General features: G+C 45.2%; 8 protein-coding genes. 4 read left to right on the top strand and 4 right to left on the bottom strand.

The features are described 5' to 3' along the window. The first annotated feature begins 161 nt into the window (after positions 1-161). Positions 162-1,094 (top strand): SPFH domain-containing protein, encoded by a 933-nt coding sequence (locus tag B4Q04_RS03690; protein WP_013993074.1) that lies wholly within the window; start codon positions 162-164, stop codon positions 1,092-1,094. 90 nt (positions 1,095-1,184) lie between these two features. Here the strand turns inward: B4Q04_RS03690 and B4Q04_RS03685 are convergent, their stop codons facing one another. The 4 genes from B4Q04_RS03685 to B4Q04_RS03670 all read right to left on the bottom strand — a co-directional run bounded on the left by B4Q04_RS03685 (position 1,185) and on the right by B4Q04_RS03670 (position 4,169). Further along, positions 1,185-1,400: a DUF6327 family protein gene (locus tag B4Q04_RS03685; protein ID WP_013993073.1), complete on the bottom strand. Its 216-nt coding sequence runs from the start codon at positions 1,398-1,400 to the stop codon at positions 1,185-1,187. Then, a complete protein-coding gene (locus tag B4Q04_RS03680) occupies positions 1,397-1,747 on the bottom strand; it encodes a hypothetical protein (protein ID WP_013993072.1) in 351 nt (116 codons plus the stop codon). Before B4Q04_RS03680 ends, B4Q04_RS03685 begins: the two co-directional genes overlap by 4 nt. Positions 1,748-1,750: 3 nt before the next feature. Continuing rightward, positions 1,751-2,080 (bottom strand): YtxH domain-containing protein, encoded by a 330-nt coding sequence (locus B4Q04_RS03675; RefSeq protein ID WP_013993071.1) that lies wholly within the window; start codon positions 2,078-2,080, stop codon positions 1,751-1,753. A gap of 406 nt (positions 2,081-2,486) precedes the next feature. Continuing rightward, a complete protein-coding gene (locus B4Q04_RS03670) occupies positions 2,487-4,169 on the bottom strand; it encodes a glutamine--tRNA ligase/YqeY domain fusion protein (protein WP_013993070.1) in 1,683 nt (560 codons plus the stop codon). Between the two features lie 220 nt (positions 4,170-4,389). Between B4Q04_RS03670 and B4Q04_RS03665 the strand changes: the two genes are divergently transcribed. The 3 genes from B4Q04_RS03665 to B4Q04_RS03655 are packed head-to-tail and all read left to right on the top strand — an operon-like array spanning position 4,390 to position 23,410. Next, entirely contained in the window at positions 4,390-6,663 is a 2,274-nt protein-coding gene (locus B4Q04_RS03665; protein WP_013993069.1) for a gliding motility-associated C-terminal domain-containing protein, read from the top strand. 10 nt (positions 6,664-6,673) lie between these two features. Next, the gene (locus tag B4Q04_RS03660) at positions 6,674-8,785 is read left to right on the top strand and encodes a PorP/SprF family type IX secretion system membrane protein (protein WP_088696024.1); all 2,112 of its coding nucleotides are present in this window, start codon (positions 6,674-6,676) and stop codon (positions 8,783-8,785) included. Next, the gene (locus B4Q04_RS03655) at positions 8,786-23,410 is read left to right on the top strand and encodes a T9SS type B sorting domain-containing protein (protein ID WP_088696023.1); all 14,625 of its coding nucleotides are present in this window, start codon (positions 8,786-8,788) and stop codon (positions 23,408-23,410) included. The last annotated feature ends 7 nt before the right edge of the window (positions 23,411-23,417 follow it).

Here is a 23,417-nt window from a genome sequence, read left to right as displayed (position 1 = left end):
TCCGATAAGGGGCAACGATTGGTTTTTGCAATCGTTGCTCCTTTTTTTGTTGGTCCCAACCAAGAATACTAGCGGCGTGTAACAAACTCACGAAAAATACTACATATATATAAAGCATTTCGTAAATTCAGTAATTCATTAAATCATCTAAATCTAAAATTATGGGCAGTTTTCTCTGGATACCAATTGCATTTTTCGTTATTGTGACCATCCTCTCAGGAGTCTTTATCGTCAAACAACAAACCGCGGTTTTAATTGAAACCTTCGGAAAATTCACTAGTGTCAGACATTCGGGCATTCAATTTAAGATACCCTTCGTTCAACGTATTTCCGCAAGGGTCGGACTTAAAATACAGCAATTGGATGTTATTATTGAGACCAAGACCTTAGATGATGTATTCGTAAAACTCAAGGTTTCGGTGCAATATGTAGTGATAAAGGAAAAGGTATACGACGCCTTCTATAAATTGGAGTACCCGCACGAGCAGATTACCTCCTACGTATTTGATGTAGTCCGTGCAGAAGTGCCAAAAATGAAATTGGACGATGTTTTCGTAAAGAAAGATGATATCGCCATTGCCGTAAAATCGGAGCTACAGGATGCTATGTTGGATTATGGTTACGACATTATTAAAACCTTGGTAACGGATATAGACCCCGATGCCCAGGTAAAGGAAGCCATGAACCGTATCAATGCGTCGGAACGTGAAAAAATAGCCGCCCAATTCGAAGGTGACGCCGCCCGTATCCTTATCGTAGAAAAGGCTAAGGCCGAAGCGGAAAGTAAAAGACTCCAAGGTATGGGTATTGCCGACCAGCGTCGTGAGATAGCACGAGGACTCGAAGAGTCAGTAGAGGTACTGAATAAAGTTGGTATCAACTCGCAAGAAGCCTCGGCCCTTATCGTTGTTACACAGCATTATGACACCCTACAATCCATAGGTGAAGAAACCAACACCAACCTGATCCTGTTGCCTAATTCACCACAAGCGGGTAGTGACATGCTAAACAATATGGTCGCCTCCTTTACGGCAAGTAATATGATCGGCGAGTCGATGAAAAAAACACATAAGAAAAAAGACAGCGAGTCATAAGGTACGGGAGCTTCACCTCCCCTGTCCCAATAATTAAAAAATGGCCTTAGGAAATTTATACCTAAGGCCATTCTTTAGTCTAAAGTAATACTAGTTGAACTTCTTCAACAGCTTTTTCGCCACCATGGACAGGGTCAGTTTTTGAATAATTCCGCTAAACCCACCCAACAAATGGCTTGGATATAGACTATTCTTTGTAATCTGTACATGCATCTTAAAATTTTCACGGCCTATCTCCTGCTCCAATTTCAAGATTTTCAAGTCTTGATCGATCTGTTCGAACGTAGTATATTTTTTTGGTATCATATTTCTTCAAAATAAAGTTCGGAAAAACGGGCCATGAGCGGTTTGACCAAGGTACGTCGGAATACAAAAACCAAAATACCCAACAGTATATAAAATCCCCCGACAATAAGAAAACCTAAAGCCGTATCCTCCAATTGGCCACCTAACCAAAAAGCTGCCCCTAGTGACAGGAACAGAAGGGCCAATATTAGCGCCACGGATAGAAAAGCAGCTTGGGCAAAGCCTGTAATTCCTTTCATAAGCAGCTTAAAAGCCTTTAACTTATAAAACTCCCTACTGCTATCAAGGTATGACTTGGCGCTTGCCTCGGCTTCTGATATACTTTCCTTTAGTTCCTCAAATGCCATATGCTATTTCTGTAGTTGTGCATTCTTCTTCTTCAGCTCGGCCAATTTAGCTTCCAAAGTCATGATAATATCATCAGCCTTATAGCTCATATTTGAAATGCTATCCTCAAGCTTCTGTTCAAAATCCACTTTCTTGGCCTCGGCAGTTTTCGTCAACTCATCGGTAGCCTGTGATATTCTGTTTGAAATATCCTCTTTGGTCTTTAAGGCATTCTTTTTAATTCTCTTTCTTGTTTTCTCTCCTTTATCAGGTGCATACAAAATCCCCGCTCCTACTCCAACAATTGCCCCAGTCAATACGGCTAATAATATATTTCCACTATCATTTGACATAATCTCAATTTTTTAAATTCATAATCCGTTAAATCTGTTCAGAAATATTTTAGGGAAGACCTAAAAAAATTTCACCTCCAACAGATACCATGCAAGTTAGCATGAAGAAATTCTAAAAATTACCTCAATCGAATCTAAAATTGACGTTTAAGTACATTTTAGGTGGACTGACGCCATTTAAGCCGATTTAAAAGCGCCGAATCACCCAACTAAAGCAATCTATAGGGAGAATTTTAAAACAGCCTGAAATCCCACGGAAATAAGTCGTTTTTAATATATATCATCAATACTCATTATGCTTTCCATAGAAATTAATTATACCGAGGAAAATGGGTGTTGCGCATAAAAAAAACTCCTTAAAAACAAAATTGCCTTTAAGGAGTTTCAACAAGTAAAAATATTAAATCTATTTGCTTTGAATTTTTGCCCAAGTATCCCTTAAGCCGACCGTTCTGTTAAAAACCAATTTTTCATCTGAACTATCGGGATCCACACAAAAATAACCCAAACGTTGAAACTGATAACGATCACCTGCTTTGGCCTCGGACAAACTCGGTTCCAAATAACCGGTAATCACTTTCAAAGAATCAGGATTTACAAATTCCATAAAATCTTTGTCCTTATGTGTATCGGGACTCTCATCGGTAAACAAGCGATCGTAAAGACGAACTTCTGCTTTCAAGGCATGGGCCACCGACACCCAATGTAAGGTTCCTTTTACCTTACGAAGGCTTTCCTCGGTTCCACTTCCACTTTTACTCTTAGGGTCATAGGTACATTGCACCTCTATAATATTCCCATCGGTATCTTTTGTACAGCTTTCAGCCTTGATGATATATCCAGATTTCAATCGTACCTCTCCCCCTAATTTTAAACGGAAGAACTTTCGGTTGGCTTCCTCCCTGAAATCTTCCTGCTCAATATAAAGTTCCCTTGAAAAAGGAATCTGCCGTGTACCGGCCGATGCATCTTCGGGGTTGTTTTCGGTATCCAACCACTCTACTTCTCCCTCTGGGTAGTTCGTGATCACCACCTTTAAGGGGTTAAGTACACCCATTACCCTAGGCGCAATTTTATTCAAATGCTCACGAACGTGGAATTCCAAAAGGGAAACATCAATAAGGTTATCACGCTTGGCTATACCAATGGTATCTACAAAATTACGGATAGATTCAGGCGTGTAACCCCGCCTTCTAAGTCCTGATATCGTGCTCATTCTCGGATCGTCCCAACCTTTGACCACCTTCTGCTCAACCAACTGTAGCAGCTTCCGTTTACTTACCACGGTATGGCTTAGGTTACGTCGCGCGAACTCACGCTGCTTAGGTCTAAGCTTTTTGGAGTCTACTACTTGATCCAAAAACCAATCGTAAAGTTCACGGTGCATAGCAAACTCTAGGGTACAAAATGAATGTGAGACCTGTTCGATATAGTCGCTCTCGCCGTGGGTCCAATCGTACATTGGATAAATACACCAATCGGTATTTGTTCTGTGATGGGCTTTATGTAACACTCGGTACATTATTGGGTCGCGCATTAACATATTGGAAGATGCCATATCGATTTTCGCCCTTAATACATGTGTGCCTTCGGCAAATTCACCGGCTTTCATCCTTTCAAAAAGCTCTAAATTCTCCTCAACGGAACGATTTCTATACGGACTCTCGGTTCCGGCTTGTGTGGGTGTACCTTTTTGGGCCGCCATTTCCTCTGAAGATTGCTCATCTACATAAGCCTTTCCTTTTTTGATCAACTCAATCGCCCAATCATATAATTGTTGGAAATAATCAGACGCATACCGTTCGGTATCCCATTTAAAACCGAGCCATTCCACATCTCTTTTAATGGCATCTACATACTCTTGTTCTTCCTTTGCCGGGTTGGTATCGTCAAACCTCAAATTTACCGGTGCGTTATACCGCAATCCCAATCCAAAATTCAAACAAATCGAACTTGCATGGCCAATGTGTAGATAGCCATTCGGTTCGGGCGGAAAACGAAAACGTAAATCTTGCTTTGAATAACCATTTTTCAGGTCTTCCTCAACTATGTGTTCGATGAAATTCAACGACTCGACTGCCTCGCTCATAGGGTTATTTTTTAGAGCCACAAAGGTAGTCAAAATGCACTAATCGCACTGCTTTGAATTTGCTTTCATACAAATACTGAGGTTTCACAACACTTTTTTCCCTTGATACAACATTAAATTCAGTGCGCGTGATATATAAGCCATATTTGTTTATAGAATTCCTTGTATCAAACCCAAATTGATCGATGAATTTGTAGTAAACCCAAAACTACGCCTACTTATGAGACAGAAAAGAAATCACATTCCGCGCACAATTTTGATGGCCGTTTTATTGATGGCCACCGTACAACTCTCTGCACAAACGGTTGTTTTACAAGCACCGAAACCTGCAGGAAACCCGAATTTTGGCGACCAGCCCAACGAAAACCAGTGGACGCAAATCTGTGCTGGTAACGCAGGCTTCAACCAATACTTCGCTACGATCGACTGGGCAGGCAACCCGAACAGTGACAACGAATGGATCCTTGAACTCTCAGATTCCAGTGGTAGTTTTTCCAACCCGGTTGAACTAGGGCGCGAATCAAGCAACACCACGGTTAAAAACCCCGGTTTTGAGTTTCAGTTGCCTACAACCGCTAGAGGTTCAGGTTACAAAATGAGGGTAAGAAGTACAAGTCCTGCCACAACAGGCCCAGAAACAACCGCTTATTCTATGTACTATTTAGGCTATACATCGAACTTACATATGAGTCCTAATGGAGACGGAACCACCCCTGGTACCGTCGAATCTTGCGGTGGTACCCAAATAACCCTAACGGTCGATAACATTCCGGCCAGCGAATTAAATACCTATCAGTATTCTTGGTACAGAAGCGGAACCAAGTTAGCTGAAACCGGCCCTTCCATAACCACCGATGGCGCAGGTGAATATTTTGTCTTTTTAGATTACGGTGCATGTACGGGTTCTGCCAATACGGAATCGAATCATATTATACTGAACTCAGGAATATCTACGGGAATCGCCATAACGGCCCCGGCAGCAACTTCCTTATGTGCAGGAGATACCGTGGCCCCATTGGAAGCTACCGTACAAAATGCTAGTTATACATATACATGGTATAGAAACGGAACCGAAGTACAGGCTGCCCAAACTGGCGGCTTTACCTATTCTATCGATACCAACGACCCCGCATTTATAGGGGACTATACCGTTGAAGTAAAAGGAGCCGGCATCTGTACCGAAACCTCGGCACCCGTAACCATAACAAACGCCGGTGCCTTTACGGTAACAAGAAACAACAATGCCAATTTAGTGGTGTTGCCTTCGCAGAGCCAAACCTTAAGTGTAACTACCGATGCCAATGCACCGACTTATGAATGGTTCAGAAACAATACACCCATACCAAGTTCCAACAACGCCACGTTAACGGTAACTCAAGCCGGAACGTATCACGTTGCGGTTACACAAACCGGGGGTACGTGTTCATCGACTACCATCAATTCGGAAAAAACCGTAGTGGTAGCACCGACTTCCTTCAAAACGGAAATCAACTATGCGACTTCTTACGAAGCGTGTAGCAGTACGAGCATAGCCTTGACCGCCGATAAGATATATGCCGTTTTAGGCGATGGAAGCGAGGTAGACGTTACTGCCGATGTAGCTTCGTCATTCACCTATCAATGGCAAAAAGACGGTGTAGATGTCACCGGTGAAACCTCACAATCGATCAGCTTGACCGATAGTGACCACAACGGTTCGTACCATGTAAACACCGAACAAGGCGGTATGACCACGGTCTCGAATACCCTACCGGTACAACTAGCTTCAAACCAATCGGTATCAATAACGGCTTCCAGTACGGTATACTGTAGTTCCTCCGATGTAATTACCATTACCACAGATGCCGATCTAACCGATAAGACCTTCGACTGGGAACGTGATGGAACAGTAGTAAACTCTACCGATACTTCCTTAAGCATAACCGAACCTGGGACTTATAGATTGGTCATCAAAAACGGTACTTGTAATCAAGTTTCGAATGAACTTTCCATTACGCCCCTAGATCCAGACCTGATCACTTTAGATGTTGACGGTGATGTTATTTTTCCTGAAGGAAGTTCAAAAACGGTGAACGCTAGTGGAGGTACCGCCTACAGATGGCTCGATGCCAATAATGTAGAGATTAGCAGCTCGTCTTCTGCCACATTCACTACTGAAGGAGACTATCTCCTAATTGCGAATATTGACAATTGTGAAGTAAGCAAACCGATTACCGTATCATACCTAGACCTATTTAATATACCAAACGTTATTACACCTAATGGTGACGGCGCCAACGACCAATGGGTTATTCCTAATTCATATTCGAACAAGTCAGACGTGAACGTCATCATCTACAATGCCAAAGGTGTAGAAGTCTTAAATGCAACCAACTACCAAAATAACTGGCCGGAGTCTTCGGTAAGCTTCGCTAAGCAAAACATGGTATTCTACTATGTCATCAAAAACGCTAGCGAAACTTTGAAGCAAGGCACCATAACAGTTATTAGATAATCTAACCACCATGAAATTTGTAAAATACCTTGCACTAACCCTACTAGCTGCCCTGACGTTTGCAAACGTTCAGGCGCAGGAAGACGATCCAGTACTGCTGTATAGTCCAGCATCACAGAATTTGTTGAAATTCAATCGATTCTTGATCAACCCAACGTTTTCGACGGTACAGGAAGATAAATCGTACATCAACCTGCTTCACAGAAACCAATCGGTACAATTTAAGGATAACGACCAAACGTATTTCTTAAGTTATAGCGGTAGGATCGGTGATAGGAGTGGACTAGGGCTTAGCCTTTATACACAGAGTATAGGTCCCGTTTCAAACATTGGGGTTTTGGCCAACTATGCCTACGGTATCAAGTTGAGTGACAAGAGTAATTTTACCTTTGGTGGTAACTTGGCCTACTATAGTACCGGCCTTGATCAAAACAGCATCGATGTTGTAGATTTGAACGATTACCGACTAAACGGTACGGAAGACAGCAATGTGCTTTCGTTTCAACCCGGTTTTAACATTTCCTATGGTAATTTTGACTTCGGTGTTTTTGCAGAGAATCTATTCGATTACAATTTAAAGACCAGCGAATCACTTACCGATTTCGCAGATAAGACCTATTCTAGTCACCTTCAATATACCCATAGTTTCAAAAACGGAGAGGGTATTATGGAAGGCAGTCGTCTAATGCCCATTGCACGAGTGCGGATGAATGGTCAAAACCGGTTTGCTTCCTCGGATGGCGAATCGCAAGACCTCACTTTTGGGGGTGGCGTAATTCTCGATCTACCTAAACTAGGTTGGCTGCAAGGAGGCTATGATAGCTTCTACGGAGCCTCTGCCGGAGCCGGATTTAACATCAACAAAAGACTTTCCTTAGGCTATACTATGGAAAAGGGATTTGGTACGGACTTCGACAACTTGGGGGTTACCCATGAAATCTCCTTCGCGTATTCCTTCACTCCGAACTTGACCGAAGACCGTGTAATGTTAGAGGATGATTATGAGGATAGCTTGGTAGAAGAAGACGAAATCGAAAAGAACAACTTGGTCGACAATGATGAAATAGAAGAGCTCAAACGCAAATTGGCCGAAAACGATGCCATAATCCAAGAGTTGATGTTCCGACAAGATTCATTGGAAGCCGACCGTCAAAAAGACCTTGAACGTCGTTTCAACATGGTCATGAGCATGGTCAGAAACGAAACCAATGGCAAGCGTCCCGACCTGGAAGACCGTGCCGAAAAACTCTTTTTAGGTCAGACCGATAAACCTACGGTAGCTTCAAATACTACGACACAAAACAATAATATACCGAACGGCACAACCGATGCCCTTGCCCAAAATACAGTTCGTCCCACTAGACCAACAGTAGCAAGAGACAAAACCCAAAACCAGCTTACGCGGCCGACCTCCACAGAGAGCAGTAGCAAAACCACTGCCCGTAGTGGTGTAAAAAGCCGAAAATTCAAGGACCTTGATGGCGTAACCGATGGCTACTATGTTGTGGCCAACGTTTACAAAGGAGGTCAATACATGCACAAGTTTATGGACAAACTTCAGCAAGATGGCTTTGAAAGCGACTATATAGACAACCCAAAAAACGGTCTGAAATACGTCTACCTAAAGCGTTATGATACTTGGGATGAAGCCGTAGCGGCACACAATAGCAACATGAACGGAGCCTATGATGGCGATACGTGGATCATGAACGTAGACAATCGCTATTCAAACGAAGCTTATGCCAATAACGTAAACAAGCTAAAAGAAAAATCGGCCAAATACGATACCGATGTCCTACAGACGAAAACCGTAGTAAAAGACCAAGTGGTATCGAACGAGATAACACCAAAAACACATAAAATAGATGGTATCGGCTCAGGCTATTATATCATCGCAAATGTATTTGCCAACCCAAAAAATGCAAATCGTTTTGTAAAACTTCTTAATTCTTACGGGCTTAGTGCCAGTTACTTCATCAATCCTGAAAACAACTGGAGGTATGTATACCTGAAAAGACACCAATCTTGGAACAACGCCCTTTTATCTTATTACACCAACCTAAACGATGCGTACAACGACAAAATGTGGATTATGCGTGTCCGACCAAACCTAATGGCCTAGATGAAATCTAATTTTTTCAAAAAATTATTAGTTGCCAGTATTTTACTATTGGCTTATTCCGGTTTTTCACAAGAGTACAATTCCTTTGAGGTTCGCTACCAAACCAACATTAAGGGAGATCTCACCTTTATTTCAAATAATATTTTGAATAGGGATGGAGGTACCTCAAGCACCGAACCGGAAGACCCGTATAATAATATTTCCACTAGCTGGAGTTCTAACCCGGAAACCGGTGGCTACTTCAATTACAACGATGACAAAAATATGCAGTACATCGATGTAGATGGCGACCCTTCTACATTTAACTCGAGTTCTGCGACATTTTCGTTTCCCAATGCCGATTGTAACCTCATTCGGTACGCAGGTCTATATTGGTCCGCTACCTATCCTAGTGCTACGGCCAATGGTCAGACTTATTGGTGGGGTGCCGTAAACAACAGTATACCCATAGGTCAAGGCCGACAAAACGATTTTAACCAAGTAAAACTTAAGGTTCCTGGCGGTACTTATGTAGATGTAACCGCTGATGAAGTACTCTTTGATGGTTTCACGAGTGCGGATAACTCGGTTAGAGGCAATAGTCCGTACGCCTGCTATGCAGATGTTACCCATCTCATAACGCCATTGGGCGATCCAACAGGAGAATATACCGTGGCCAATATTAGGGCTACATTAGGTTCATTAAAAGGACAGGGGGGTTCATCCGGTGGTTGGACCCTTGTGATCGTATATGAAAACCCCAATCTAACCGGAAAACTCATCACTACTTTCGATGGGTTCGCGCGCGTTAGGGATACCGATAGGGTAGATATCAACTATTCAGGCTTCAATACCATTCCCGTGGGTCCCGTTAGGGCCAATGTTGGTGCTGCCGCCCTCGAAGGAGATTATAGAATTACCGGAGACCGTCTAAGAATACGTGCCGCTAGCAGTGGTGGGTACACGACCCTGAGTAACGGAACCAACCCATCCAACAACTTCTTTAACAGTAACATTACCCTAAACGCGACCCTGACCACCAACAGAACACCCAACAGTAGAAACACATTGGGTTATGATACGGACATGTTTTATGTCTATAACCCGGCCAACGCCGTAATACCCAATAACGAAACCTCGGCAACGCTCAGGTTCGAGACCAACGGTGACCAGTATTACCCCTTCTTCAACTCCTTTAACATTGAAATCATCGAACCCGATATCGTTCTTGAAAAGCGGGTTGAAGATATTAGCGGTGTCGATATCACAGGGCAAGGTGTAAACTTAGGGCAAACCTTAGATTACGTACTTACCTTCCAAAACACGGGTAACGACAATGCGGTAAACTATACGATCCGTGATGTTTTACCGGTGAACGTAACCCTAGACGAGGCCAACATCACCATGCCTAGCGGTACCACCTATACCTATGACCCCGCAACGCGCGCCGTTGAATTCCGCATTCCCAACAGATATGTAGAGGTCGGCGACACCCCCGCAAACATTCGTATGCGGGTAAAAGTAGCGGAAAACTGCTTTGATTTTATAGATGCCTGTACCGATCTAATCGAAAACTTGGCCTATTCGACCTACCGTGGAGAAATTAACGATAACCAAATTACCGATGACCCCAGTGTATCTGACTTCGATGATTGTGGTTTTGTTACCCCAGGGGCGACGAACTTTTTGTTAGACGATCTTTCGGACTGTAATTTTAACCGCACCGTACAACTTTGTGGGCTCAATGTTACCCTAGATGCAGGTGACAATTTTGACGACTATATTTGGGTTCGCGATGATAACGAAAACGGCGAGATAGACGCATCCGATACCGTTTTGAACGATGGCGACCCCGACGGAGACCCTAGCACCTTGGTCGTTTCCGACATAGGTACCTACATTGTTGATAAAATCGTAGCCGACCCATGTAAAGGCTTTAAGGAAATCATCGTAGTGGAACGTTTTGGTACTACCCAAACCAACCCTATTGTAGATTATTTCAATGCCTTGAACAGCGATGCTGATCCAACTAACGATATTCAGGGAGAAATTGCCCAATGTAGTATTGATGGTGATCTTTTGCCCAAAATTTTTCTCTGTGGGTCGGGCGATACCCAACCTTTTCAGATAAACATAACCGATGCGCAAAGCCTAACATGGGAGCGTCTTGACGAAGGTAGCTGCTCTAGCGTTACCGATGATTGTGCCAACAAAAACTTGGGTTGTACTTGGAATACCGTTGGAACAGGAAATAACTTTAATGCCACATCTGCAGGTAAATACCGACTTGTCATCAACTACCAACTAGGATGCTTTAGCCGCTTCTATTTTGATGTTTACCAAAACAACCTAGACCTTCTCTTCAATAAGAGGGATATTATTTGTTCTACCGATGGAAACATTACCATCACCAATTTGGGCAGTAATTACGGTTACCAATTGGTAGACATAACCAACAACACCATTGTAGTGCCATTTAGCGCCAATAACGGCCCTAGTTTTGACATCTCTACCAATGGGGCCTATAGAGTAGACGTAACGCAATTAGACAGCTCTGGAAACCCTATTCCTGACGCATGTATTTTCAGTACGCCCGACATAGGTATACTCGACCGAGATTTTCAGGTCGACGTAAGCACGACCCCATCTAATTGTAATGCCCAAGGTATTATAAAAATCGACGTTCTTAATGTAGAGCCTAATTACACCTATGTACTTAGAAGAAGTGATGGAACCCTAATTGACGATGAAACCGCACAATCGGATAACACCCACTCCTTTAATGTAAATGCCGGTGATTATACCATTGAAGTTTCAACCGATGATGGGTGTTCGTTTAGCCAAGACGTAACCGTGGCCAGAACACCTGACCCAACCCTTATCGCACAAACGACAAAAGATATCGGCTGTACGGCTGGAACCATACAACTTACCGGTAGCGGAGGCTTGCCTAGTCCTGGCTATTCTTATGCTATTTGGAGTAAAGACGGCACCAATTTATATTCCGATGTAGCTTCAATACCCGGTGATGCCTATGAAACCGATCCTATTTTTACCTTCGGATGGCGTGACACGAATAGTGACGGTACAGACGAATATTTTGCAGGAGAAGAAGGGGATTATGTTTTTGTAATCGTTGATTCCAACAACTGTTTTGCCTTTTCCAACGAGGTGACCATAAACGATAACGGGGCCATGGCCCTTGACTCGATTACCGAGACATCGCCTTCTTGTAGTGGTGATTCAGACGGGGCCCTTACCATAAACACTACGGGCGGTGTCGCTCCATTTGCGTACAGCATCGATGGTGGAACCACTACCCAGGGATCGCCAAACTTCGTAAACCTTATTGCCGGCACCTATGAAGTACTGGTAACCGATTCTTCCGGTTGTAGTTTATCACAAACCGTAGAATTGACCGAGCCCTTCCCATTAAGCGCTTCGGCAGGTGTTTCTCGTGACGCTACCTGTGACCCGAACGGCGCGGAAGTCCGTGTAACCAATGTGGTGGGAGGAACGGGCTCATATCAATATAGCTTTGACGGCGGTGCAACCTATGGCGCCTCAAGTATAGCTGTACTTCCCCCTGGAGACTACACCGTAATCGTAACCGACGGTTCTTGTGAATATCCCATGAACGTAACCGTTGAAGATGAGCCGGCAGAACCGACCGTAACCCTTACTCCCGAGGTTAGCTATGATTGTAACGGAACGGGAACTATTACGGCTACCCCAGATATTGCTACGTACAACTATACTTATGCCTTAGATGGCGTACCCAATTCACCAGACCCCACAAGCAATGTTTTCCTTAATGTTGCTCCCGGCACCTATACGGTGAGCACCAGTTATGTATCTCAGACCCCTCCAACCCCCAGTTTATTGCTTACCGAGGATTTCGGAAGTGGGCCCACCATACCTAGCCCAAACACCAACGGCTATACCTACGAGGATCAAACTACAAACCCTCCTGGCGATGCCAACGAAAACATCAATGACTTTGAATATTCCGTAACGAGTGAAATAGTCGCTCCATTCGGCACATGGATCAATCCTATTGACCATACAACGGGAACAAGAACAGGTCAAGGCCGTTATTTGGTCATGAACGTAGGTACACCTACACCTACCCAAATCATATATTCCAAGGAAATAAACGATATTATTCCAAATCAAGATATAAGCGTAACCTTGTATATCATGAACCTGCTACGTCAGGGCACAAGCGGCCTTGACCCCAATTTGACCATAGAGATCCGAGAGCCCGGAACGGGCACCGTAGTACGCTCGATCACCACGGGAACGATCGCCAAAAACACAGGGGCCGACGATTGGATCGAATTTACGGCAGAACTCAACCCGGGAAGTAATACCACTCTAGATTTTGTAATACGTTCCGAAATACCTGGAAATGGCGGTAACGATTTCGCCCTAGACGACATTGTTATACACCAAGTACCCGAAGTCTGTGAACAGACGGTTGAAACCCCGGTTACCGTGGTTGCCGGTAAGCTTTTCTCAGCAACTATTACAGGTGCTACCGATACGAGTTGTAACGGACTTGACAACGGTTCCATCACCTTTGAAGTAGAGAACTTTAACGCCGCCGGATTTGAGTATTCAATAGACGGTAGTGCTTTTGTAAGCTCCACCACTTCACCGATTACTACTCCTGCCACCCTAAGTTCCGGTTCCCACACCGTGGTGGTCAGAAAGGTAGACGAGCCTAGTTGTTCTAGAACACTGACACATACCATCAATGCTCCGGAAGCCCTAGTGGTTTCGGCATCGATTACCACAGAATTAAGCTGTACCAATGGCGGTGCTACCATTACGGCCAGTGCCACTGGCGGTACCACGGCCTACGAATATCAATTGGAAGACCAGCTGGGCAACGTTATCGGGAGCTATGATTTTGCGACCAACGGAAACAATACCGTTTTCCCGAACCTTGTTGCAGGCGATTATATCGTACGCGTCAGGGATGCCAATACATGTGAAGACGTCATTGATACAGCCCTTACCGTTGCTCCAACAAACCCGATTACTTTCGATGTAACCCCTACGGCTTGCTATACGGGCGGAAATACGGCCTCCATCCAAGTTGATGTTACCGATGGTAACGGAGATTATACCTTCAGTATCAACGGAAACCCATGGATAAGCCCAAGCCCTGCGAACAGTACAACACATACGTTTTCGGGACTATCGAACGGAACATATACCATCAATGTACAAGATGGTTTGGGCTGTACGGGAACACCACAGACCATTACCATCGACCCACAATTGACCGTTAGCGCCACGGCCCCAAGAATTACGGCTTGTGCTACGGATACCGATATCAGCATTTCGGCCTCCGGCGGGGACAATAACTACGTTTATGCGGTAGTGGACAATGGTACCGCCGTAACCGACGGGGACTTTAATACGACCAATCCCGTGACGGTTGCCATCGCCGGCGATTACGATGTGTACGTACGCGACAACAGTGGCGCTGCAGACTACTGCCAGGCCATGTATACCGTAACCGTAACCAAAGACGACCCTATTGCCATAACCGCAACACCAACGGCGGTAAGCTGTTTTGGAAGTTCGGACGGAGCCATTTCAATTACCGTCGATTCAGGAGGAAATGCACCCTTTATGTACAGTATCGATAACGGCGCCACCTATGTACCCGGAAACAACTTCCCGAACCTATCGGCAGGAACCTATCCTGTACGTGTCAGGGACGCCAGCAATTGCGAAACCGTAGCGCAGGATGTAATCGTTACAGAACCGGCCCAATTGGTCGCAGAAGCGGTTATTACACAAAACTATACCTGTCTTGTCGATGGAGAGATCACCGTTGGAAGCATCACCCCAACATCAGGTGGCTCAGGAAACTATCAATACAGCATCAATGGAGGCGCTTGGACGGCCTCTACCACAGGCGGACATACCTTTACCGGTCTAAACGACGGAACGCACAGTATTCGCGTTAGGGATGCCAATGCCACTTCGTGCGGGATTACTTTGGCAGACATTATAATTTTGCCATTGCCCACCGAACCTACGCTTTCTACTTCCGTAACATACAATTGTGATGGAACAGGAAACATTACGGTATTGCCCAACGACCCTTCATATACCTACAGTATTGACGGAGGAACGGCCCAAACGGCAAACCTATTTAGCAATATCACTTTAGGAAACCATACCATTACCGTTAACTACGGCAGTGATTGTACCGTTGATACTACCGTTATTGTAGAAGACGGTCATGCCTTTGAAGCTAATATTACGGCTTTCGAAAACCTTGACTGTAACGGTGACAACTCAGGTAGCATTACCATAGATGCCAGCAATTACGGGGCAGGCGGATTCGAATATAGCTTGAATGGAGCGGCCTTTGTCGGTCCCTTTAGCGCACCGGAACAAATTACCGGTCTTGCCGCCCAAGCGCACAGTATTGTCGTAAGGGATGTAAACGACCCTGTTGCGGGTTGTACGGTTACCTTAACCCAAACCTTGACGGAGCCCGATGCCCTAGATGCCTCGGCCAGTATCACGGAACAGTTTACCTGTAACAATACCGGCGCTACCATTACGGCCAGTGCCATAGGGGGTACGCCCACCTATGAATACCAGTTGGAAGACGACCTGGGCAACATCATCGGAAGCTATGATTTCGCGACGAACGGCAACAACTCGGTTTTCACGAATATTCCTGCGGGAGACTATATCGTAAGCATCAGGGACAGTAACAATTGTAGCGATGCCATCGATACCCCGATTACCGTAACCGCTCCCTTAGTACCGACCTTTGACGCTACTCCTACAGCTTGTTATTCTGGTACCAACGATGCTTCCATTCAGGTGGATGTTACCGATGGAAACGGCGGATACACTTTCAGTATCAACGGCGGACCCTTTGTGGCTCCAACACCGAGCACCGATGTTACGTACACCTTTAACAACTTATCGAATGGCACCTACACCATAGATGTTAGGGATGCCTTTGGATGTACAGCCGTGCAACAAAGCATTACCATAGACCCACAGCTTGTAGTATCTGTTGACGTTGTTGACATCAATTCGTGTAACGACGGATCGATAACGGTCAACGCCACAGGCGGAAACGGAACATTGGTGTATGCCATTGTACCGGCCGGAGACGACCCATCAGGACTTTATACCACAACCAATACCTTGACCGTAACCAGTGCCATGGCAACCGCTCATCCGGCCGGTTATGATGTCTATGTACTTGATAACAATGGAGCATCACCCTCTTGTTCCTTTGTTCAGGAAGATATTATATTCACTCCTGCCACGCCTTTATCGGTAAGCGGAACGGCCACCGATCCCGAGTGTTTTGACGGACTGGGATCCGTAGATGCCACCGTTACAGGCGGTACGGCCCCATTCACCTATCAACTGGTAGATTTAACCCCAGCGGATGGTATCGATTATGGCAATACGAGCACCAACGTATTTACCCCTTCGCTAACCTTTAACGGTATCGGGGCAGGTGATTACGAAATAAATATTACGGATGACAACGGTTGTACCGTTACCTCAACAACAGTAACGATCAACAATGCCGTGGAAATTACGGCCGATATCATTCCTATACTACCTGCTACATGTGATGATCCTGATCTTAATCTATACGGATTTGAATTTGAGAATATAGTAACTCCAGCTGGAGGTACTGTTGAATATAGTGCGGATGCAGGTGCTACTTGGGAGCTTACCAATGAATTGAGAGGACATGATTCAGGTACGGTAGTATACCCTTCCATTCGAGTTACCCTTCCTAGTGGTACCATTTGTCAAAAAGATTTTGATCGATATATCATTCCTTATCCTTTAGATGACTTGGATATTACTTTGGCGGCCGTGGTTGTCAATTGTAACGACCTTCAGGTTCGCGTATTGGGTAGCGAAGGAAACCCGGTTCCTGGCTACGAGTACACCTATAGCGACGATCCGGCGAATTTTGACCCTGCCACCGCTATTTGGACCGCTCCAATCCCTGACGGAACGCCTCATATTTTCCAAAATATCGATGCTACCACACCCCAAACCCCAGGCTTGCCCCTTTTGGTTCCTGGAAGAACCTATGTCTTTTATGTTAGGGATGGTTCGGGCTGTGTACGCCAGAGCAACGAAAATGTAAACGAATTGCCCGGTGTCAATCTACCGATTGAGATTACTACGGATATAGTTCCTAGCTGTTTTGGTTCGTCAACAGGTAAAATAACGTTCAACATTAATCCAAATACAGCGCACCCTTTCATGCGCTATGAAATCTATGAGCTTGGCAACCCAACCCCTATAGAGGTCAGTGGACCTGGGCCGGCGGCCAGTAATGTTACCTACGATGACGAAATTGAAATCACCGGTCTTGGCGAAGGGGAATACTATATTCGACTCGTTCAGGTAGATGGAACAAACACCGATGCCTGTATTGGTGGTGGTGAAAATGCCCTTCTTGAAGAATTGGATGCCATCAACGCTACGCCAACGGTTACGCGTGATATTTCCTGTAATCTTCCGGGATTGATTACCATTACCGATGTTACCGGTGGTGGTGGGGCTCCGTACACTTATGATGTTACCGGTCCTGGTGGATTTACCTCCTTGACGGGAACGACTTCGAATCCTATTGAAATTCCAGTAAATTCCCCACCAGGAAGCTATACCGTTACGCTTTATGATCAATATAATTGTTCCGTAACCTTGGCTCCGGTGAATTTAGACCTTTCACCGAACCCGACCATAGACTCGGTTACCCAAGACAACTGTAGCGCTCCTATCGACCTTAGCGTTGTAGGTAGCTCTGCTGCAGGAAACATACGATATGCCATTGTACCGGCAGGAGATCCCGCACCGACAACCTATTTAAACAATGCCGGCTTATTTGAAAATGTAGCCGCAGGTTCATACGATATTTACATTATGGACGGCAATGGTTGTACCAACTCACAATCGGCCTTCGTGGTCAACCCCGTACTTTCGGCCAAAGCAGAGCTTACCAAGGTATTGGATTGTACCGGATCACCCGATGCCCTTATTAGCATTGAAGTATTGGATGGATCGGGAAGCTATGAGTACTCTATAAGCAATACCGCGGGTGTACCGGCAGTTGCACAAACGGCCATCCCGGGTAATCCGTTCGATTATCAAGCACCGGCGGCAGGAGATTATACGATTACCATCTATGATACCAATACACCGAACAGTGCGGCGTGTAACAGGCAATTTGTTGTAAACGTTCCAACCAGGGTCGAGCCTGTAATCGATACCTTTACAGCAACCGATGTTACTTGTTTGGGCAGTTCGGATGGTAGCATTACCATTTCGGCCATAGATAATGCCACGGGGCCATATACCTTTGAAATTACGTCATTTGATGGAACACCGGTGAGCATCCTTCCGGCAACTACCACAAATACCTCGGCTACGTTCACCGGTCTTGCTCCGAATTCAACTACGCTGCCAAGTGGCTATGTAGTTACCGTTAGGGGCAATTCGGCCACGAACAACTGTACTACGGATAGCGCTCCTATTACCATTGCGGAGCCGGCCGACATTGCCGTGACCCTAGATCCCGTTGTAGAGTTTGGCTGTACCACGGCCAACAACCAGAACGATGCAAGCATTTCCGTAGCCAGTGCAACGGGAGGTTCGAACAACTTTGTACGATACGAATTCATTAAAAACGACAACCCCGCCACCGCTGCGGTAGAACCCAATGTTGTGGTTCAGGACGGCTCTAACGACACCTATATCGAAACCGACCTCTTAGGTGGTGCCTATACCATCAACGTATATGACGATAAGGGTTGTGTTGGTACTACCACGGCCATAATAGCTCCTTTTGTAGCCATAAGCAATCCTACGGTAAGCATCGATACCGATGTAAGCTGTAACCCTGGTGATGATGCTGTCGTTTCCATAGGGGTAGACTTAACACCTCCTTCAGGAAGCCCAACACTCGAATATTCCGTAGTAGGTACCGATAATGCCTATAGCCAGCTTGGTCAAACTTCCAATTCATTTAGCGGAATAGGAGTAGGAAACTATGAAGTGACCGTTACCAATACCGATACCGGCTGTTTCGTACAGACTACCTTTGAAATTGAAGATCCAAATACCTTTGAAATCGATGCCACCACGGTCGATGTGGTTTGTCATGGGACAGATGGTTCCGTTAGCTTTACCATAAGCGATAGCACCAAGCCCTATACCGGCGGTTTCACATGGCAAATTTATAATTCACAAGGTACGGTCGACCCAGTCGATGATACCCTCATTGCCTCGGCAACCGGAACCTCGGCCAATGCAGGTCCCACAACACCTTTTGCCATTGGCGCGGGAGAATACCGCGTTGAGGTTACCCAAGATAGCAATCCTTCTTGTGTCGCTTCCGAAATGTTCACCATTGCAGGTCCGAGCGATCCGATCAGCGCAAACCGGGTATTTACCGATATCACTTGCGTACCTGGTAATAATGGAACCATAGAGGTTACCGAGGTTACCGGAGGATGGGGCGGTTATTCGTATCTCATTTTCGATACGGCCGGCCCAGTTATCGACACCAACGATGCTGCAAACTATGTTTCGAATCCAAAAGCAGAAAACCTAAGCGCGGCTACCTACGAGGTTTGGGTTATGGATTCAGAGGGATGCGCACATCAATTGCCCGATGTTACGCTTAACGACCCAACGCCGATTACGGCGGACCTAAGGATAAACCAACCGAATTGTACCGATTTGGAGGGAGAAATAGAGGTTATCAACGTACTTAACGGTCAGGGTAGCAACTATAGTTACCAGTTGCAGATGTACAATACAGGTACTTCTGCTTTTGAAGACCTAAGACCGATACAGACTTCTCCTATATTTGGTGGTTTAGGTGCAGGCGAATACCAAGTGATCGTTAGCGATCAATGGGGTTGTAGCAGTGCCACAAGCGCGAGCATCGACCTACACGAGCCTATTTCACCATTGGCATCCGTGGTTAAGACCATAGATTGCTCCGTTACCGATCCGGGAGGACAGATTACTATTAGCCAAACGGGAGGTTCGGGCAACTTTAGATACGATGTCCAATACCCATCATCGGCCCCTGCTACCGTAGATGATAGCAACACGACCGGTGTGTTTACAGGCCTGACCGAAGTTGGTGACTACGTGTTTACGATTACCGATTTAGATGCCGATCATAGCTGTAGTACTACTATAACCCAAAGATTGGAGCCAGCGGTAATACCTGTAATAGGCGTAGATTCATCTACCAATGTAAGCTGTAACGGCGCTGATGACGGTACAATTTCAGTTAGTGTTACCGACAATGGCGTAGGCCCCTATACCTTTACCATTACGGCGGGACCAGGAAGTACGGCAACATTCCCAATAACTGCTACTTCCTCTACCTCGACCTCCGCTTTCTTTGATGGACTCGAAGGTTCAACGACAGGAATAACCTATACCATTGAAGCCCGTGGTGCCAACAACTGCGCCATAACCACCGATGTTACCATTACCGAACGGGAAGCTATTACCGTAGATCCTATGAGCATTGTTCAGTATGGATGTACGGATGGCAATAACGGAAACAATGCCAGCGTATCGTTTACCAATGCATCGGGAGGTACGGGTACTTATGTAAGATATGTATTCGTACGTGACGGAAGCGTTGTTCAAGACGGTTCCAACACTACCTATTTTGAAACCGACGGTTTAGGCGGTTCATATGAAATAAGGGTATATGACGATGCAGGATGTTCCGCCATCTCGGCCGCGAATACAGTATTGCCTTTTGTAGAAATCAGCGATGCGATCGTAACCACTACCCAAGAAGCGGCTTGTTCGCCATTGAACAACGGTGAAATCGAAGTTGGACTGACCGTTAGCCCTGCTGCGGCAACACCTAACCTAGAGTATACCGTTGACGGAATCAACGTGACCTACACGAACACGATCGCCTCTACCAACAATCCCGAAACCTTTACAGGATTGGAAGTAGGTAACTACAGGGTAACGATCACCAATTTAGATACAGGTTGTGTTATCGAAACGGTACACACCATAGACGACCCAGATGTAATTGAAGTAATAGCCACAAAATTGACGGACGAACAGTGTTTGAACAATGGTGTGGACGACGGTAGCTTTAGTGTCGCTATCAATAATTATACGGGGCCGTATAGCTATCAAGTATATGACGTTAACGATAACCCGGTACCTGGGGCCGCATTCAGTGGAACCGGAGATACCAGTACGCCATTGATCATAACAAACCTTCCTGGAGGAAGCTATCATGTACGTATTGCGGAAACCAACGCGCCATTGTGCGACGACGATTCCAACATCATAACCATATTGGCGCCAAGTGACCCGATTACGGCCACAATAACTGAAGAAGCCAATGTTTCATGTAGCAATGACAAAGGCGAGATACTTGTTGATCCCGTCGGAGGCGAAGGTCCGTATACCATAGTATTGGATAATACCACTACTTCTCAAGTATATACGGAGACCAATGTTGAGGCTTTCATTTTCAGAAACCTATCTGCCGGTGATTTCCATGTAACCGTAACAGACGCCTTTGGTTGTGTGCTTTCTGATAACATCACCCTAATTAGACCTGATGATATCGTGGCCAATATTTCAGCAACGCCCCTATCGTGTTTCAATGGAAATACGGCAAGCGTCTTGGCTACCGTTGACCCTAGAAACATTACGCCTACATACCAGTTCCAGTTGAATACCTATGACGATCTTGCAGGAAGCAACTTGTTGACCACTTCAGTAGGTCGCAGTACCGGTAACTTCAACAATTTGGCTGCTGGTTTCTATAGTGTTACCGTAAGTGACGACGTAGGATGTTCAGTGGAAACCGCTATTGTCGAAATCGTTAATCCAACGGAAGTTGAAGCCCAACTGATAAGAACAAGTCCGTTGACCTGTGCTACCGGTGTTGAATTTGAATTGAGTGCAACAGGAGGAAGCGGAACCTACGAATTCAGTGAAGATAACGTGACATGGACAGCAATGCCCGGAAACAGTGTCAATTTACCTCTAAGTGGTATGTTGGGTGCCGGTATTTATCGCTACTATGTTAGGGATGCCGTAAACCTATGTACCGCGGTACAATCAAATTCGATAGAAGAAGATATTATCGAGCCCTTAACACTTACTGTAGATACGACAGCTGCCTTTATTAATTGTAATGGTGATAATACCGCTACGATCTATGCAGAAGCTGATGGAGGTCTTGGTAACTATCAATTTGCCCTGTACACCGATGCTACCTTAAGTGTGGCCTCACGTGTGGCCGGACCACAAAGCAATGGTATCTTCAGTAATCTGACAGCAGGCACCTACTATGTAGATGTAACCAGTCAAGACTGTACGACCACTGCGGAAAGTGTGGTTATTACCGAGCCTACGGCCCTTAGCTATACCGATGCGGTTACCAACGTTACCTGTAATGGTGAAGAAAACGGTTCCATTACGGTTACCTTATTGGGTGGTTCAGGAGGATATCAATATGCCATATCTCCAAACCTTAACCAGTTTGATGATAAAAATACCTTTGATAACCTTGCCCCTGGTGATTATACCGTAATAGCACAAGATCAAAACGGTTGTTTTATCCAATTGGAATACACCATTGATCAACCTGCTATAATCGAAGTAACGGCCACCTCAACACCTGAAATTTGTGTTGGCGAAGCCAATGGTACCATCGACCTTACCATCAGTGGTGGTACACCAGGTTATAGCACCCGTATGCATACGGAATCGGATTTTGTACAAGACAGGACGACCTTTACCGGTCTGGCTGAAGGAACATACATCATTTTTGTACGTGACGCCCAAGGCTGTGAAGAGGATATAACCGTAACGGTTGAGCCCGGTGTGAACCTTAACGCATCCGTAGAACCCGTGTATGGTTGTAACGGCAACATTCCGAACAACTATATCAATATTTCCCTTGAAGATACAAGTATTGCCGATCAGGTTCTTTATGGGGTGGATACTATGGATCCCGCAGAAATGCAACTGAATCCATATTTCAGGGACTTGTCTCCTGGTACGCACTATGTAGCCATATCACATGCCAATGGTTGTATTGTTACCTATGATGTAGAAATTGAAGATTACCAACCATTGAACATTACCCTAGAGCAATCCAATATCAATGAGATAACGGCCAACGTTTCTGGAGGTAGGGGTACATACACCATCACTTTTGATGGCAAAAACAATGGTTCAGATAATACTTACTATATCACTCGTACCGATACATACGTAGTTACCGCTACGGACGAAAACGGTTGTGAGGTGATGGCCACCATTGATATGGAGTTCATTGATCTTGATATTCCCAACTTCTTTACCCCAAATGGAGATGGGCTAAATCAGACCTGGAAACCTAAAAATGATGAAGGCTTCCCACAGATACTAACCGTCATATTTGATCGTTATGGTAGGGAGGTGTACCGAATGGGTCTTGGTGATCCAGGATGGGACGGTCTTTACAAACAAAAAGAACTCCCTTCCGGTGATTACTGGTATGTTATCAAACTCAACGGAGAGAACGATGACAGGGAATTCGTTGGACACTTTACCCTATATCGCTAAATAAAAA

Origin of the sequence: Zobellia sp. OII3, assembly GCF_002211465.1 — a bacterium.
Lineage (GTDB): Bacteria > Bacteroidota > Bacteroidia > Flavobacteriales > Flavobacteriaceae > Zobellia > Zobellia galactanivorans.
This window is presented reverse-complemented; position numbering and strand designations above follow the sequence as displayed.

Excerpts from the sequence above, each read along its gene's own strand:
- B4Q04_RS03690 (WP_013993074.1), top strand. The coding sequence starts at position 162 with ATGGGCAGTTTTCTCTGGATACCAATTGCATTTTTCGTTATTGTGACC.
- B4Q04_RS03685 (WP_013993073.1), bottom strand. The coding sequence starts at position 1,400 with ATGATACCAAAAAAATATACTACGTTCGAACAGATCGATCAAGACTTG.
- B4Q04_RS03680 (WP_013993072.1), bottom strand. The coding sequence starts at position 1,747 with ATGGCATTTGAGGAACTAAAGGAAAGTATATCAGAAGCCGAGGCAAGC.
- B4Q04_RS03675 (WP_013993071.1), bottom strand. The coding sequence starts at position 2,080 with ATGTCAAATGATAGTGGAAATATATTATTAGCCGTATTGACTGGGGCA.
- B4Q04_RS03670 (WP_013993070.1), bottom strand. The coding sequence starts at position 4,169 with ATGAGCGAGGCAGTCGAGTCGTTGAATTTCATCGAACACATAGTTGAG.
- B4Q04_RS03665 (WP_013993069.1), top strand. The coding sequence starts at position 4,390 with ATGAGACAGAAAAGAAATCACATTCCGCGCACAATTTTGATGGCCGTT.
- B4Q04_RS03660 (WP_088696024.1), top strand. The coding sequence starts at position 6,674 with ATGAAATTTGTAAAATACCTTGCACTAACCCTACTAGCTGCCCTGACG.
- B4Q04_RS03655 (WP_088696023.1), top strand. The coding sequence starts at position 8,786 with ATGAAATCTAATTTTTTCAAAAAATTATTAGTTGCCAGTATTTTACTA.